The sequence below is a fragment of the Nonomuraea sp. NPDC050680 genome (assembly GCF_040654555.1).
Taxonomy (GTDB): domain Bacteria; phylum Actinomycetota; class Actinomycetes; order Streptosporangiales; family Streptosporangiaceae; genus Nonomuraea.
The window spans coordinates 1-15,207 of record NZ_JBFAIF010000006.1 but is presented as its reverse complement, the minus strand read 5'-3'; the positions used below and the strand labels follow the sequence as shown (position 1 = coordinate 15,207).

Genomic DNA, 15,207 nt, shown 5'->3' with positions numbered 1-15,207 from the left:
AGAGCATCTGGGCCGTCGTCCACAAGGTTGCCCGAACAGAGCGGCGAGGAGCAGGTCCTCGGAAGGTCGTCCGCACCGCGCACGGAACAGGACCCCCACCGCGCCGTGGAGGCCCTGTCAACGCTCGATGATCAGCTGCAGTGTTCGAAGATGCTGTCGTAGGTGGAGGAGCCTGCCTTGCCGCCCCACCGCACGCACTTGTCCGCGGCCGCGGCGCGTACGGGCCCCGCGTAGTACGTGAAGTTGCCTGAGTCGGTGATCCTGCTGCTTCCCTGCACTTCCAGGTAGGCGCTCGTCGCCGTGGCGGTGCCGAGGGAGGTCCGCTTCAGGGTGGCGACGCAGTTGTTGCCGTTGCCGCTGTTGTAGAGCAGGTAGACCGTGCCGGAGGTGCCGAGCGCCGCCGAGTCGATCACGCTGTAGCCGGCGCCGCAGACTTCCTGCGGGGTGTACGGGTTGGTGGTGTTGCCGCAGTTCTTGGAGGTCACCGTCTGGGCGGGATAGCCGAAGGTCGTGCCGTTGAAGACGGCCTTCTGGATGTTGGAGGGGTAATTGGTGCCCAGTCGTACCTCGTAGTGGAGGTGGGGGGAGATGTTGTTGCCGGGCTTGCTGGTGTTGCCGACCGTGCCGATCTTCTGTCCCTGGGAGACGGTGGCTCCCTCACTGACCGAGCGCGTGTTCAGGTGCGCGTAGTAGGTCGCCCAGCCGCCGCCATGGTCGATCTTGACGAGGTTGCCGTAGCCGTTGGTCGAGCCCTGGTGGGCGGAGATGACCACCGTGCCCGCGGCCGCGGCCACCACGGGGTCGCCCAGGTCGGCGTCGGCCGTGCTGCCCCTGTTGAAGTCGATCTCCCACGACAGGTGGGCGCTGCTGCCGTCGGAGTTGCCGGTCCACGACTGCCCGCACGGGAAGGGCAACTGGAAGTTGGTGGCCATGATGCTCGCGTCCGCCGTCACCTGGTTGGGTGGGTCGCCGCTCTCCTCGCCTGGGTCGGCGGCGGCGACACTCAGGAACAGGGCTAAGCCCGCGATCGCGATTGCTCGGAGTTTCACTGGACCCCTTCCGCACCGGGTATGTCTTGCTAGGGCCCAGGGTGCGAAAAATCCGTACAGAAAACATACAGAAACTGCATGGTTTCGCTCCGTGTCCGTACGTGGCCCTCCGTACGCCCGGCAAGGACCGGCGAACGGGCCCGCGACCGGCCCTCCGTACGCCCGGCAAGGACCGGCGAACCGGCCCGCGAGCTAAGCCGTCCGAGCCGCCACCGTCCGCCACCCGAAGGTGACGGCGCCGGCCAGAAGCACCAGGCCGGACAGCACGCCGCTGATGAGCGGCACCCAGGTCACGGCCGCCGTGGACGCCAGAACGAGTCCGGCGACGCCCAGCAGAGTGAGCACCACACCGGGCACGGCGATGCTCCAGTCCTTCCAAAGGGGCGCCAACGCGATGAAATGCACACCGACCACGAACGCCACCCAGGCCACGTTGGTCTCCACAGGGCGTTCCCAGGCGGCCAGCACCCGGAGGCCACCGAAGAGCAGGATCGCCTCGGCGGCGACGATGATCAGGTAGCCGCGGCTGAACATGTTCCGCTGCGGATCCGCGGCGGACCGCTCCTTGCGTGCGGTGGCGAACCATAGGGCCATGACACTCGCGGCCGCCAGGCACGCGGCCACTCGCAAAAGATTCACGGTCACGGTGTTGAGCGGGCTCTGCGCGTTGACGACGACGAAGACCGCGCCGAAGACCGCGCCAACCAGCAATCCAGTCATTCGCTGCATGATCTTATTGAATTCCATGTCGGGTGCGGTCCGCAGTGGGGCTGGGACGAGGACGAGGTAGGTCTGGCACTACCTCGCCGCCCGGCGACGGAGAGGCGGGATCGGGCGCTATCTGACTGCGCCGCGCAGGTAGGCCAGCACGGCCAGCACCCGCCGATTGTCGTCGTCGGAAGCAGGCAGCTCCAGCTTGGCGAACACGCCGGCCACGTGCTTGCCGACCGCCGCCTCCGTGATCGACAGGGCGCGCGCGACGGCCCTGTTGGAGCGTCCTTCGGCGATCAGCGCGAGCACCTCGCGCTCGCGCGGGGTCAGCTGGTGCGCAGGCTCAGTGACCTCCCTGGCCCTGGCCCAAGTCTGCTCGAACAGGTCGATGAGGGTGGCGATCAGACTCTGCTGCCTGATCACCAGGGCGCCCGGCGAATAGGCGACGGGGGTGATACGGACGAACGCTACGGTCCGGTCGAAGATGAGCAACTGCTGTATCGGCTCGTCGACGACCCGGTGCAGGTCACCGGCCGCGTGCAGCTCCCTGAGCCGGGCCGCTTTGCGGGGGTCGTCCAGCACACTCGCGTGGATGATCGTGCGCATGGTCATGCCGTCCCGCAGGGCGTCGAGCACGACGACCCGGCTCTTCTGCTCCTCGCGGCCCTTCTCCGACGAGCCCACCGGATGCATGGCGCGCAGCTCCCTGGCCGAGGCGGCGGCCTGCGCGATCTGCTGCCGTACGAGCTCGCGGTCCTCCAGCCGCTCGACGTCGACGGGGATGCCGCGCAGCTCGCCCACAACCTCTTCCAGCCGATGGGCCAGCTGAGCCAACGACACGCTCTCGTCCACACGCCTCCTTCGCCTACCACGCCGTCCGGACGCGGGGCCTCCTTGCAGCTAGACACCATTCTGGCAGCGCCAGGACGGCGTTCTCCTCTTGCCATCTCGGCGGCCACGCTCTGGTGAGCGGTGGGTGGGAGTTGAGGCCACGCCCTGGTGAGTGGTGGGCGGTGAGCGGGAGCGGGAGCGGAGGTCACGGAGCGTCCGTCGACGGGCCCGATCCCACGGTGACGACGATCTTCCCGGCGGGATGGCCTTCGGCGAGGTAACGGATGGCGTCGGGTGCGTCGGCGAGGGGGTAGGTGCGGTCGATGGCCGGGGTGACCGCGCCGGATTCGATCAGCTCGGCCAGCTCCTCCAGCTCTTGGGCGCGTTCCTTGGAGGTCACGCCACGGAGCCGCTGGCTGGTGAACATCGAGACGAAGGGCGCGCGCAACTGGCGGGTGTAGCCACCGAGCAGTCCGCCGGCGTCATGCCCGCCGCCGGCCAGCACCAGGGTCCCGCGCGGAGTCAGGGCACGCCGCAGCAGTGACAGCGGGCGGCAGCCCGCGAGGTCGATGATCACGTCGTAGCTCGGCCCGTCGCGGTCAACCTCCTCCTGGGTGTAGTCGATCACCTCGTCGGCGCCGAACGACCGCACCAGGTCGACCTTGCCGGTGCCGCACACCCCGGTCACCTTCGCGCCGGACGCCTTGGCGATCTGCACCGCGAACGACCCGATGCCGCCGGCCGCGCCGATGACCATCACTCTCTGCCCGGCGTGTACGTGCCCGCCATCGCGGACGCACTCCAGCGCGGTCACCGCCGAGATGGGCACCGCGGCGGCCTGCTCGAACGACAGCCTGGGCGGCTTGGGCGCGAGCCGCTTGGCGGGGGCGGCCGCGTATTCGGCGAACGTGCCGCTGCGCGGGCTGGTGCCGTACACCTCGTCACCGGGCTTGAACCGCTGAACGCCGGCGCCGACCGCCACGACCACCCCGGCCAGGGCCCGGCCGCGTACGGACACCTTGGGCCTGGTCAGACCGAACGCGACCCGCACCCCGTACGGGCGGCCGGTCATGCAGACCCACACGCCCGGGTCCACCCCGGCGGCGCGCACCTGGACCAGCACCTCGTCGTCGCCGATCGACGGCCGGTCCACCTCGCGTAACCGGAGGACATCGGCCGAGCCGTACACGTCCTGAGCGATCGCTTTCATTTCGTCTCCTCCTGGGAGTCGGGGTATTGGAACACCTCGTCGAGCGAAACCTTGAACACATGGGCTATCTGGAAGGCCATCTCCAGGGACGGCGAGTAGCGGCCCTGCTCGATGGCGATGACGGTCTGGCGGGTCACGGAGATGCGGTCGGCCAGCTCGGCCTGCGTCATCTCGTCGTGTGCGAAGCGCAGGGCACGGATGCGGTTGGTCACACGGGTCGGTTTCACCATTGAGGCAGGCTCCTGCGGTAGACGATGGCCTTGGCGACATTGCCGAGGACCGACGACAGGGCGAAGCACACGTAGATCACGTTGGCGATCCAGAAGCGGTCCCAGCCGGCGATCGCCATGAGCATCGCCGCGACCGCGCCGATCACCACGAACGCCTGGCCGACGTGGTCGCCCAGCCGCCCGATCTCCCGGTCCCTCTCGTCCTTGACCAGGGACGCCGGCCTGGCCGCGGCGACCACGATCTCGAGCGCGATGGTGCCGAGGATGGCTGCTGCCACACTCCACAGCAGCGCCGCCCCGTAGGGCACTTCGGCCAGCGGGCGCTCGCCGGCCCGGCCTAAGACCACGAACGCGTACCCGCCGTAGGCGGCGACGGAGACGATCAGCCGGATCCACGCCCGTCTCTCTTCGAGAGTCATGACAGCTCCTTGATGTACAGAATCTTTGACATCTCGAAAGTAGCAAATCTTTGACTTCATGTCTAGAAAGTTTTACATGGCACATCGCGTCCCCAACTGCCTCTGTCAAGCCCTCTCAAGGTGCTTGGTCGGCAGGAGCCACAGGGATCTTCAGCACGAATCGCGCGCCCTTCTCCGAATCCTCGATGGTCAGCGACCCGCCGTGGCGCTCGGCGATCTCCCTGGCGATCGCCAGGCCGAGTCCCGTACCTCCCATGTCCTTGCTTCGGGCGGCATCCAGCCGGGTGAAGCGCTGGAAGACGAATTCTCGCTGGTCAGGGGAGATGCCGGGGCCGTCGTCGTTCACCTCGAGCACCGCCTCCTCGCCCTTGCGGCGGACCGAGATCGCCACGGTGGAGTCGGCGTGCCGGGCGGCGTTGTCCAGGAGGTTGGTGAGCAGGCGGCCGAGCTGGAGCCGGTCTCCGTCGACGATCGCCTCGGGCCCGAGGTCTGTCACGACGCGTGCTTTGGGGGCACGGCGTTCGAGCTCGGACCTGACCAGCTCGCGCAGGTCCACGCGGTCGCCGTCGCACTGGGCGCCGGCGTCGAGCCGGGCCAGCACCAGCAGGTCGACGACGATCGCCTCCAGCCGGTCAAGGCTGGCCAGCAGGGCTTGCGCCATGGCGGTCCAGTCCGCCTCGTCCGGGTGCAGCATGGCCGCTTCCAGCTGGGTGCGGATGGCGGTGATGGGACTGCGCAGGTCGTGGGAGGCGTCGGAGGCGAAGCGCCGCTGCTGCTCGACCGCCGCCTCCAGCCGCTCCAGAGTCAGGTTCGCGGTCTCGGCCAGCTTCCGGATCTCGTCGTGGTGGTCGGGCACCGGCACCCGGCGACCGAGGTCGGTCGAGGTGATCTCGGCCAGCTCGGCGACGATGTCGTCGACGGGGTCGAGGGTCTTGCTGACGGTACGGTAGGCGCCGATCGCCGTGGCGCAGATCAGCAGCGCGGACCCGGCGAGGAGGGTGAGGACGACCGAGGGGCCGATGTACCAGGGGACGACGGGATCGGCGCCGTAGACGATCCAGTCGCCGCCGGCCCCGGCGACCCGTATGGCCACGACGATCACGCAGCTCTTCCCCAAGCCGGGGACGGTGCAGACGATCCGGTCCGTTCGCAGGCTGTCATCCGGTGGGGCGAAGGAGGCCATGCGTGGTTGGCCGATCATCCGCATGTTCGCCGCTACGAGATCGCCGCGGGCGTCCACCACCTGCAGAGCGGCGATTCCATGGTCGGGGAGCACTGCGGGGAGCTGGTTGCGCGAGATGTGCCGGGCCACGTGCAGCTCGGCCCGGAGGATCGAGTCGGTCCGGTCGTCCATGGCGCGGTCGTGGGCGCCCATCAGGATGAACACGCAGACGACCAGGCACAACGCCGCCATGACGGCACCCGCCAGCAGCGTAATCCGCGTCCGTACGGACAACTCGTGCCGCAAGGTCACCATGTCTCTCCGTCCGCCTGACGATCACACGCCAGGAGCGGGTCCGGAGGCAGCCGCTCCTGGTTCGCCTGGCTCGATCAGGTATGCCGCGCGTGCAGCATCGGTTTCAGCGCCACCAGTGCGCCGACGGCGAAGATCGCGGTGGCCAGGTAGATGAGCCCGAGGTGGCCGAGAGTGGCGAAATGGTACGGGTAGTGCGCGGGCAGGGCGATGATCAAGGCCAGCACCGGGACCACGATCGCCGTCACGTACGCCCACCAGAGGCCGTGCCTGACCCCGAACCAGGCGAGTGCCGCGGTGGCCAGCCCGGTCGAGGCGATGAAGCCCGACAGCGCGATGTGCAGGTGCGCGATGTACCTGAACAGATCGGGACTGAACGACTGGACCTGGGTCCGGCTGACAGCGACCTCGTGCGGGCCGATGCCGAGCTCCAGGAACCCGCCGGTGAAGTTGCGGATGAAGAAGATCACCGCGTAACCCATGAATGCCAGGCCGGCCAGTGCCATGAGCGCTGCGCCGAGCCGCAGGGCGCCGGGCGCCGCGTCTGTCGCCGGGTGATGAGCGATGGTCGCCATGGCCGCCCCCTTTCCGGAAAACGTCGCCAAGGGGGGAGCACGGAATGAACACCCCCATTGTCCCACCTGCACGGGAACGCACCCGGCCACTCCCTGAGGAGGCGGGGTTGTGCCGATTATTGGCCATCTCCTGGCCGGTGGTTCGGCAAGAGAAGACCGCCGCAATACATACCTCATTGCTACGCTATGACACGACTTGATTACGTTATGTAGCTATGGGAGTTGCTGTGAAGGTCGCCTGCGTCGGCGGCGGGCCCGCCAGCCTGTACTTCTCGATCCTGATGAAGCGGGTGGACCCGTCCCACGACATCACCGTCTACGAGCGGAACCCCGCCGGGTCGACGTATGGCTGGGGCGTGACATATATCTACGAACTGCTCAATAATCTCCACGGTGTCGACCCCGAGTCCGCACGCGCCATCAGCGAGAGCTCGGTCCGCTGGGACGGCTGGATCATGCACGTCCACGACCGCGCGACGGTGACGGTGGACCACGGGGACGAGGGCTTCGGCATCGGCCGGCACCGGTTGCTCGACATCTTCTCCGAGCGGGCCCGCTCCCTCGGCGTGCGCATCGAGTACGAGCGAGAGATCGCCGAGGAGGAGGAACTGGCCGACGCCGACCTCGTCGTCGCCGGCGACGGGATCAACAGCGTGCTGCGTGAACGCCACTCCGACCACTTCGGCACCCAGGTCGCGGTCGGGCGGAACGTCTACATCTGGCTGGGCACCACCAAGATCTTCGAATCCTTCACCTTCGCCTTCGTGGAGACCGACCACGGCTGGATCTGGTACTACGGCTACGGATTCGGCAAGGACCACAGCACCTGCGTCATCGAGTGCTCTCCCGAGACCTGGCGGGGGCTCGGGCTCGATCAGGCGAACGAGGCCGATGGCCTGGCCCTTCTGGAGAAGCTCTTCGCGAACATCCTGGACGGGCACCCCCTGATCGGCCGGGCGCACCCCGACGGCCGGGCGCACTGGCTGAACTTCCGCACCCTGACCAACCGGAAGTGGTACCACGGCAACCTCGTCCTGCTCGGTGACGCCGCGCACACCACGCACTACTCCATCGGCGCGGGCACCGCCCTCGCGCTGGGGGACGCCGCCTTCCTGGTCAACGCGCTGCACGAGGAGACGATGCTCGAACCGGCCCTCGCCCGTTACGAGCGGGAACGCCGGGCCACGATCCGGGCGACCCAGAGGGCGGCCCGCTACAGCGCGCGGTGGTACGAGAGCCTCCAGCGCTATATCGACCTGCCGCCTTGGCAGCTGTTCGCGCTGCTCGGCCAGAGGCAGTCGGTGCTGCTCCCGCACGTCCCGCCGCGGCTGTACTACCGGATGGATCAACTGGTCGGAAAGCTCGGGTTGGGGCGCACGCCCAAGCACTGACTCCGCTCCGGGCTTGCGTTCTGTACCTACTAGTATGTACGGTCACTCCCGTGGACACGAGGGAACGGCTGATCGAGAGCACTCGCGAACTGCTGTGGGAGTGCGGATACGTAGGCACCTCGCCGAAGGCGATCCAGCGGCGCTCCGGGGCCGGCCAGGGCAGCATGTATCACCACTTCCGTGGGAAGTCCGACCTGGCGCTGGCCGCGATCATCCGTAGCGCCGAGGAGCTGCGTGATCGCGCGGAGGCGGAGCTCGGCGGCCCGGGGACGCCGGTCCAGCGGGTCGCCGCCTACCTGCGCCGGGAGCGGGAGGCTCTCCGTGGCTGCCCGGTCGGCCGGCTCACCCAGGACTCCGACGTCATGGCCGATCCCACGTTGCGCGCTCCCATCGAGGAGACCTTCGCCTGGCTGCGCGACCGGCTCGCCGGGGTCCTCACGGAAGCGCGGGCGGCCGGCGAGCTGGCCACCGCGCTCGACCCGGCGGCCACCGCCACCGCGCTCGTCGCGGTGCTGCAGGGCGCGTATGTGCTGGCCCGCGCGGCCGGCGACGCGGACGTCTACGCGCGGGCCGTGGACGGCGCGCTCGGCCTGCTCGCCGCACCCGCTGCCCGCTGAGCCGGGAGCGTCATCAACATTCATCTGAAAGGACGAAGTAATGCCATTTGTTCGGATTGATGCGGTTCGTGCAGACGAGAAGCGGTTGGCGGCCCTGGGCCGGGCCGTGCACGATGCCCTGGTCGAGGCCATCGGCATCCCGCCGGACGACAGGTTCCAGGTGATCACCGGCCACGACGGCACGCGGCGGATCATCAGCTACGACGAGGAGTACCTCGGCATCCACCGGGACGACGACCTCGTGTTCGTGGCCATCACGATGCGCTCCGGGCGCACCGCGGACCAGAAGCAGGCTCTCTACCGCAGGATCGCCGAGCTCGCCCGGGACTACGCGGGCACCGAGCCACGCAACGTCTTCGTCACGCTCGCTGAGAACGAGCCGATCGACTGGTCGTTCGGCGACGGCGTGGCCCAGTATGCGCAGGCGGCTCCGGGATCTCCGCGGCCGTCCTGGGCCGGGACGGCCGCCGAGGCTCGGTGATCTCGGCCAGCAGACTGTCCCAGTGGGCGCCGATCTCCCGCAGGTCGTAAGCCTTGGCGGTGCGCTTCGCGGTGGCGCCGAACTTGCGGCGCAGGTCCTCGTTGTCGATGAGCTCGCAGATCGTCTCGGCGAAGGCGCCGACGTCGCCCGGCTTGACCAGGCGGCCGTCGAGACCGTCGGTGATGACCTCGGCCGGGCCGGTGGGGCAGTCGAAGGCGACCGCGGGCAGGCCCTTGCTCATCGCCTCGATCAACGCCATCGGCATCCCCTCGGAGCGTGAGCTGAGCAGGAACATCCCCGCCTTCGCCAGCTCCTCTCCGACCTGATCGGTGCGCCCCATGAGGAAGGCGCGTCCCTCCAGCCCCGACTCCTCGATCTGGGTCGCCAGCCGCTCGCGCCACGGCCCCGACCCGTAGATGCGCAGCGTCCACTCCGGGTGCCGCTCGCCGACCAGCCGCCAGGCGGCCAGGAGCAGGTCGAAGCCCTTGACCTGATCCAGCCGTCCCACCGCGACAGCGGTCGTGTCGTCCAGCGAGGCGTCGCCACCGCCGAGGGGCGGCAGGGCGTTGGGGATGCAGGTCAGATGGAGCTCGGGCACCGCCCTGGCGTAGCGGTCCAGGTCGCCACGGGTCAGCGTGACCAGCGCGTCCAGCTTGCCGTACCGGCGCTTGACGACCTTGCGCAGCTCGGGCTTGTGCGCGGCCAGGTTGCGGTGTTCCTGGCCGATGGTGATGACCCCGGGCGGCGCGAAACCGGCGGCGAACAGGTTGAGGCTCGGCCTCGTGGTGATCAGCACCCCGCCGCGCAGCGAGCGCAGGTGGCGCAGCAGCACCAGATCGGTCAGCAGCGAGCAGCGCCGGTAGGAGGGCTCGGTCGGCGGCACCAGCACGCTGGGCAGCCGCGACAGCCACCTGCGCAGCCTGCCTTTGTCGCGGGTGCGGTCATCGAGGACCGAGATCCGCACACCGGAGGGGAGCGGGAAGAACGGCTGGTTCCGCTCGCGGATCAGGCTGACGATCTCGACCTCGTGGTCGTGCGCCAGGTATCCGGCGAGGTTGAGCACGGTACGGATGGTGCCGCCCATGCCGTACGCGTGGAACAGCAGGATGCGCACCGTGCCGGCATCGGGTGCGGGTGCGGTGCGCGCCCGCCGCAGGTCCGCCAGCCGGAGCAGCCACAAGGCCGTCCACCGCACCCAGCGTGCCCCCGACCCCAGCAGCCAATTTCGCGATCGCTCGAACACCTCAGCCGCCCCCTACCTGGATGATCTTCACGAGAAGGACATGTCCGAACCCCCCTACATTTCTACTACATAGTTAGTAGTAGTTGAAGGGGGTGAATCGCCCAGGCACTACAGCTACTCTGCTACACAAGCTGTAAGTAGAGGATGAGCGCTTATGACCTCACCATCGCGCCAACGCCGGGACCGGGGCGGCCTGGAGAGTGAGGTGCTGGCGATCCTGGCCGGCACCCCTGGCCCGCTGACCCCCGGTGAGGTGGCCCAGCGGCTGGCACCTCCGCCGGCCTACACCACGGTCATGACCGTGCTCAGCCGCCTGCACGACAAGGGGGCCGTCAGCCGGGTCCGCAGTGGCCGCGCCTACGCCTACTCCTTCCAGCGCGACGAGGCCGCCCGGCGGGCGGCGCAGATGCGCAACCTGCTCGGCGAGGGCCAGGACCGGGCTCGGGTGCTGGCCCAGTTCGTCGGGGAGCTGTCCGAGCAGGACGAGGCGCTGCTGCAGCGGCTCCTGCGCGAGAGCGGCGGCACCTGACATGCGCGTCGATGTCTACCTGCCGCTGCTCATCTCCCTCCTGCTCGGCGTGGTCGCCCCGCCGCTGGCGCGCCGGCTGCCGCCGGCCACCGCCGGCCGTGCCCTGGTGGCCGCCGCGCTGGTGTCGGCGGTCAGCACCGCGTACGCGCTCGCGCTGCTCACCTGGACCCTGCTGGCCCAGATCCGGCTGGTGGCGTGGCTGGGTGGTTGGTCCCTGCAGTCCTGGGACGACGCCGATCCCGTGCCCACCCCGGTCGCCGTGGGCGCGGCGCTCGCTCTCGGCGTCGCCGCGGTCCGGCTGGCCCGTACGATCCTCCGGCATCGCCGGGCCATGGCCGAGGTCCGCCGCGTCGCCGACGATCTGGACGGTGGACCGGGCGACCTGGTGGTGATCGATGAGGTCCGCCCCGAGGCGTTCGCCCTGCCCGCCCGGCGTGGCGGGCGGGTGGTGGTCTCCACCGGCATGCTGAACGCCCTGAGCCCGGACGAGCGAGGCGTCCTGCTGGCCCACGAGAACGCCCACCTGGTCCACCGCCACCACCTGTGCCGGGCACTCGCCGACACGGCCGCCGCGGTCAATCCTCTCCTGTATCGCCTGCCCCTGGCCGTCGGCTACGCCACCGAACGCTGGGCCGACGAAGAAGCCGCGAGCGCCGTCGGTGACCGCGCGCTCGCCGCCCGGGCGCTGGCCCGCGCCGCCCTCGCCTCGCTGGCCGCATCGTCTTCTCCCACGGCCCCGGCGATGGGCTACCACTCGTCAGATGTCCCCGAGCGCGTACGCTCCCTGCTCAGTCCCCGGCCACGACGCCGGCCCGTGCTCGTGGCCGTGCTCGCCGCCCTGGCCGCGCTGACGTTGTGGGCGCCGCTGGACGCCAACCAGGACGCCGAGTCGCTGCTGGTGCACAGCGGCGCCCCTGTCTTCCTGCTCTGCGCTCCTCACTGCCCTGCCTGAAGCCGTGTTGGGGGCGCTGGGAGAGCGGTCCCCACTGCCCTGCCCGAAGCCGTGTCGGGGGCGCTGGGAGAGCGGTTCCCACGGCCCTGCCCGAAGCCGGGTCAGGGGCGCTGGGAGAAGCGGTCGACCAGGATGGCCAGCCGCCGGTCGTGGGCTTCGCGGGGGAGTCTGCCGCCGCGCATGAGTGTCACCAGCCCGTGCAGGCCGCTCCAGAAGGTTTCGGTGAGCAGGCCGAGGTCGTCGTCGCCGGCCTGCGGTTCCAGCGCCTGGCTCAGCTCGCCGAAGGCCGCCTGGAGGGGGGCCGGCGCCTCGGGGGTGGCGAAGGGCAGGTCGACGGCCAGGCTGAAGATCACGTCGTACAGTGCGGGCCGCCGTTCGGCGAAGGCCGCGTAGGCGGCGCCGACGGCGGCGAGGGCCTGCCGGGGGTCGTCTGTCGAGGTACGGGCCGCGCGCAGGTCGACGGCCAGGTCGGCGCAGCCCTCCACCGCGACCGCCGCCATGATGGCGTCCTTGCCCTTGAAGTGGCTGTAGAGCACCGGCTGGCTGTATTCGACCCGTTCGGCCAGGCGGCGCGTCGTCACCGCCTCCCAGCCCTCGGCCTCGGCCAGCGTCCGGGCCGCTGTGATGATCAACCGTTCCCGCTCCGCCCGCTCGCGCTCCCGGCGCGCCTGAATCGACATGCCGACAACTCTAGCATTGCTAGCGCTCCTGTCGGCGCTCTGAAACCGGGCGACGGACCACGCCGCCGCCCGGGGGGTGTTCAGGCGACGGTGCAGGTCGTGCCGCCCAGGGCGAAGGAGGTGGGCTTGCCGGTGTTACCGGTGTGGGTGGCCTGGAAACCGAAGCTGGTGGAGGCTCCGGGTGCGATGGTGGCGTTGTAGCTGACGTTCCTGGCCGTGACCTGACCGCTGGAGGGGGAGACGGTGGCGTTCCAGGCGGAGGTGACCGTCTGCCCGCCGGGGAGGGTGAAGACCAGGGACCAGGTGTTGATCGGGGACGCGCTGGTGTTGGTGATGGTGACCGATGCGGTGAATCCGGTGTTCCAGCTGTTCATGGTGTAGGTGACGCCGCAGGGTCCGCCCGGCGTCGGCGTCGGCGTGGGAGTCGGGGTGGGTGTCGGCGAAGGGCCGGTGGACCCGCCGTCCAGGCCGAAGAACTGGATGACCCCGGCGGCCATGCCGCCCTGCGGAAGGCTGTGCCCGATCCCTTGGATGCTGACGCCCTCGACGGCGACGGTGGTGCCGGTGCCGCCGTAACGGGTCCGGGTCCAGGACGCCTGCGGGTGGTCGGTGAACGTGGGGGTCTGACTGAGCCCGTGGACGTCGGTCCACTGCTTGATCTCTTCCTGGAAGTTCGGGTAGCGGAGTGTGGCGTCCTCGGTGCCGTGCCACAGTTGCATGCGCGGCCGCGCCCCGGTGTAGCCGGGGAAGGCTCCCCGTACGAGGTCGCCCCACTGCTGCGGGGTCTTGATGATGGTGCCGTTGGCGCAGGCGCTGTTCCAGCTGGAGCCGTCGGTGGTGGCGAAGCAGCCGAACGGCACGCCCATGAACGCCGCCCCGGCCTTGAAGACGTCGGGATAGTCGCCCAGCAGCACGTTCGTCATCATGCCGCCCGAGGACGCGCCGGTCACGTAGACCCGGGAGGCATCGCCGTTGTTGTGCTGCTCGACGTACTTGACCATGGACACGATGCCCACCGGGTCACTGCCGCCGTCGTGCTTGAGCGCCTGTGGCGAGGAGACGTCGAAGCAGGACCCGCTCCTGGTGGCGGAGGGGTAGATGACGATGAATCCGTACCGGTCCGCCAGCGAGGCGAACTCGGTGCCGGAGTAGAAGGCCGGGCCGGAGCCCGTGCAGTAGTGCACGGCCACCAGGATCGGCGGCCGGGCCGCGACGTTGTCCGGTACGTACACGTACATACGCAGGCCGCTGGGGTTGGTGCCGAAGTTGGTCACCTCGGTGAGCGAGGCCGGCGAGGCCGGTGGAGCCATGGTCAGCCACGCGATGACGAACATCGCGGCGGCGACCAAGGCGCCGAGAACTCTGGTCGTCATCCTCATCCGCTGCCCCTCTCTCGATGTGACCCCGAAACATTCGGAGTATTGTTAAGAACTTTTCGAGAGACAAGGCTCCACGTGGGCCGCCATATTCGACATTCGGATGACCTGCGGAATCCTCGCCGCCCAGGCCAGGCTTATTGAAACTTTCTGACCGGTGGCCGTATCACCTGGCCAGGCTGGTACGTAGGTGTGCGCGTACGGCCGGGGTCAGCACCTGGCCGGCCCGTTCCACCATGAGCGTCATGTGGTACGCCACGAGCGCCATGTCGCAGTCAGGTGCGACGAGAACGGCCAGGCATGAGCCGTCGCTGATCGACATCGTCAGCAGCAGCCCCTGCTGCATCTCCACCACGGCCTGGGTGACGGCGCCGGTTTCGAAGACCCTGGCCGCTCCCTGAGTCAGGCTCATCAGCCCGGCGGCGATCGTGGCCAGTTGGTCGGCCCGCTCGGTGGGAAAGGCCGCCGAGACCGCGAGGGGCAGACCGTCGCATGAGACGACGATCGCGTGGGCGGCGCCTGGCACGGTGCTGACGAATTCAGTGATCAGCCAGTCGAGCCCATGCCCCACGTAAGTCAGGTCGTTCATGCACCCTGCTCCCTGTTCATGGGGCCGGTAGAAGGGGCCCTGCCCGTACTGATGTCCTCGCGCGCGGCCCGGAGGCCCTTCTGGAAACCCGCCAGGCGGTTACGCGCCCGCTCGGGTGAGATCGAGGGCGTCGGCGTGACGTCCTTCGGCGCGGTGGACGTGGCGGCGGAACCCGGCACGAGGTTGGCCTTGGGCACCCGCTTGGGCAACCCGGCGGCCGTCGCGCCGTCACGTACCGGCTCGACCACGGCCGCCGCGGCGTGCCAGCCGGCATCCGCCTTGGCGGAACCCCAGCTCGCGCCGCCTTCACCGTCGTGCTCGAACCAGGCCGACTCGATCGAGGCGAAGATCGGCAGGTACTCGTCACCCGACGAGGGCGGGTTGACGATGGGGATGGGGCCGGTGGCCGCCGACTCCGTCTCCGGGAAGTCGTACCTCGGTCTGGGCGGCGGGCTCTGCTCCACCGGCCGGTCGCCGAAGCTCCAGTTCGCCGGCGGCTGGAACGGCGGCTGGTCGTTGGTGGGCTGCTTGGGCAGGCCGTTGTCGCCGGACCAGCCGCCCCCGCCGCCACCGCTGCCACCGCCCTGACCTCGCGACGGCACCCAGACGTCGGCGGTGTCGTAACCGCCGCTGCCGGCGCGCGGGTCGGACGGCCACTGAGGCATCGACGGCCAGGTGCCCGCACCCGCGGGCTCCGGGTTGGACGGGTAGGACGAGTAGGACGGGTGTCCCGGGCCCATCTGGTAGCCGCCGCTCTGCCACTGCGGAGGCGCGGGGGGCGCGGCCGTGGGAGCGGGAGCCGCGTAGGTCTCCTCGCGCACGGGCATGCCGCCCTGCGTCCCGGCGTAGG

At 69.5% G+C, this 15,207-nt stretch carries 16 protein-coding genes and 2 pseudogenes; 5 read left to right on the top strand and 13 right to left on the bottom strand.

The genetic code is table 11. The annotated features are described in order from the left end of the window. Positions 1 to 131 precede the first annotated feature (131 nt). The 8 genes from AB0H88_RS22525 to AB0H88_RS22490 all read right to left on the bottom strand — a co-directional run bounded on the left by AB0H88_RS22525 (position 132) and on the right by AB0H88_RS22490 (position 6,499). A complete protein-coding gene (locus tag AB0H88_RS22525; RefSeq protein WP_357647358.1) occupies positions 132 to 1,049 on the bottom strand; it encodes a M23 family metallopeptidase in 918 nt (305 codons plus the stop codon). Positions 1,050 to 1,241: 192 nt separating this feature from the next. Next, positions 1,242 to 1,769, bottom strand: a complete 528-nt coding sequence (locus AB0H88_RS22520; RefSeq protein ID WP_357647356.1) for a hypothetical protein — start codon at positions 1,767 to 1,769, stop codon at positions 1,242 to 1,244. Positions 1,770 to 1,886: 117 nt separating this feature from the next. Then, positions 1,887 to 2,612, bottom strand: coding sequence for a helix-turn-helix transcriptional regulator (locus AB0H88_RS22515; RefSeq protein WP_357647354.1), 726 nt, complete (start codon positions 2,610 to 2,612; stop codon positions 1,887 to 1,889). A gap of 184 nt (positions 2,613 to 2,796) precedes the next feature. Continuing rightward, positions 2,797 to 3,801: an NAD(P)-dependent alcohol dehydrogenase gene (locus AB0H88_RS22510; RefSeq protein WP_357647352.1), complete on the bottom strand. Its 1,005-nt coding sequence runs from the start codon at positions 3,799 to 3,801 to the stop codon at positions 2,797 to 2,799. Then, positions 3,798 to 4,031, bottom strand: coding sequence for a helix-turn-helix transcriptional regulator (locus tag AB0H88_RS22505; RefSeq protein WP_357647350.1), 234 nt, complete (start codon positions 4,029 to 4,031; stop codon positions 3,798 to 3,800). The genes AB0H88_RS22510 and AB0H88_RS22505 overlap by 4 nt, the downstream gene beginning before the upstream one ends. Continuing rightward, positions 4,025 to 4,450: a hypothetical protein gene (locus AB0H88_RS22500; protein WP_357647348.1), complete on the bottom strand. Its 426-nt coding sequence runs from the start codon at positions 4,448 to 4,450 to the stop codon at positions 4,025 to 4,027. Before AB0H88_RS22500 ends, AB0H88_RS22505 begins: the two co-directional genes overlap by 7 nt. Positions 4,451 to 4,565: 115 nt before the next feature. Further along, entirely contained in the window at positions 4,566 to 5,927 is a 1,362-nt protein-coding gene (locus AB0H88_RS22495) for an ATP-binding protein (RefSeq protein WP_357647347.1), read from the bottom strand. 74 nt (positions 5,928 to 6,001) lie between these two features. Further along, complete coding sequence (locus AB0H88_RS22490; protein WP_357647345.1) at positions 6,002 to 6,499, bottom strand: hypothetical protein; 498 nt, start codon at positions 6,497 to 6,499, stop codon at positions 6,002 to 6,004. A gap of 215 nt (positions 6,500 to 6,714) precedes the next feature. On the opposite strand from AB0H88_RS22490, the gene AB0H88_RS22485 reads away from it, so the two are divergent. Genes AB0H88_RS22485 through AB0H88_RS22475 form a run of 3 tightly spaced genes read left to right on the top strand, consistent with a single transcriptional unit; the run spans position 6,715 to position 8,988 of the window. Further along, positions 6,715 to 7,890, top strand: a complete 1,176-nt coding sequence (locus AB0H88_RS22485) for an FAD-dependent monooxygenase (protein ID WP_357647343.1) — start codon at positions 6,715 to 6,717, stop codon at positions 7,888 to 7,890. Positions 7,891 to 7,940: 50 nt separating this feature from the next. Next, on the top strand, positions 7,941 to 8,507 hold the full coding sequence (locus tag AB0H88_RS22480; protein ID WP_357647341.1) for a TetR/AcrR family transcriptional regulator: 567 nt from the start codon (positions 7,941 to 7,943) through the stop codon (positions 8,505 to 8,507). 40 nt (positions 8,508 to 8,547) lie between these two features. Next, on the top strand, positions 8,548 to 8,988 hold the full coding sequence (locus AB0H88_RS22475) for a tautomerase family protein (protein ID WP_357647339.1): 441 nt from the start codon (positions 8,548 to 8,550) through the stop codon (positions 8,986 to 8,988). 73 nt (positions 8,989 to 9,061) lie between these two features. On the opposite strand, the pseudogene AB0H88_RS22470 reads toward AB0H88_RS22475, so the two are convergent. Continuing rightward, positions 9,062 to 10,072 (bottom strand): annotated as a pseudogene (locus AB0H88_RS22470) (glycosyltransferase family 4 protein); the annotation flags it as partial. Positions 10,073 to 10,385: 313 nt separating this feature from the next. Between AB0H88_RS22470 and AB0H88_RS22465 the strand changes: the two are divergent. Both AB0H88_RS22465 and AB0H88_RS22460 read left to right on the top strand, forming a co-directional pair. Beyond that, the gene (locus AB0H88_RS22465; protein ID WP_357647337.1) at positions 10,386 to 10,760 is read left to right on the top strand and encodes a BlaI/MecI/CopY family transcriptional regulator; all 375 of its coding nucleotides are present in this window, start codon (positions 10,386 to 10,388) and stop codon (positions 10,758 to 10,760) included. Between the two features lies 1 nt (position 10,761). Then, entirely contained in the window at positions 10,762 to 11,712 is a 951-nt protein-coding gene (locus tag AB0H88_RS22460; protein WP_357647335.1) for a M56 family metallopeptidase, read from the top strand. Between the two features lie 101 nt (positions 11,713 to 11,813). On the opposite strand, the gene AB0H88_RS22455 is transcribed toward AB0H88_RS22460, so the two are convergent. The 4 genes and pseudogenes from AB0H88_RS22455 to AB0H88_RS22440 all read right to left on the bottom strand — a co-directional run. Further along, a complete protein-coding gene (locus tag AB0H88_RS22455; RefSeq protein WP_357647333.1) occupies positions 11,814 to 12,392 on the bottom strand; it encodes a TetR/AcrR family transcriptional regulator in 579 nt (192 codons plus the stop codon). 80 nt (positions 12,393 to 12,472) lie between these two features. Beyond that, positions 12,473 to 13,771: a PHB depolymerase family esterase gene (locus AB0H88_RS22450; RefSeq protein WP_357647331.1), complete on the bottom strand. Its 1,299-nt coding sequence runs from the start codon at positions 13,769 to 13,771 to the stop codon at positions 12,473 to 12,475. Between the two features lie 163 nt (positions 13,772 to 13,934). Further along, the gene (locus AB0H88_RS22445; RefSeq protein ID WP_357647329.1) at positions 13,935 to 14,357 is read right to left on the bottom strand and encodes a roadblock/LC7 domain-containing protein; all 423 of its coding nucleotides are present in this window, start codon (positions 14,355 to 14,357) and stop codon (positions 13,935 to 13,937) included. Continuing rightward, positions 14,354 to 15,207, bottom strand: a pseudogene (locus AB0H88_RS22440) (hypothetical protein); the annotation flags it as partial. The gene AB0H88_RS22445 and the pseudogene AB0H88_RS22440, both read right to left, overlap by 4 nt.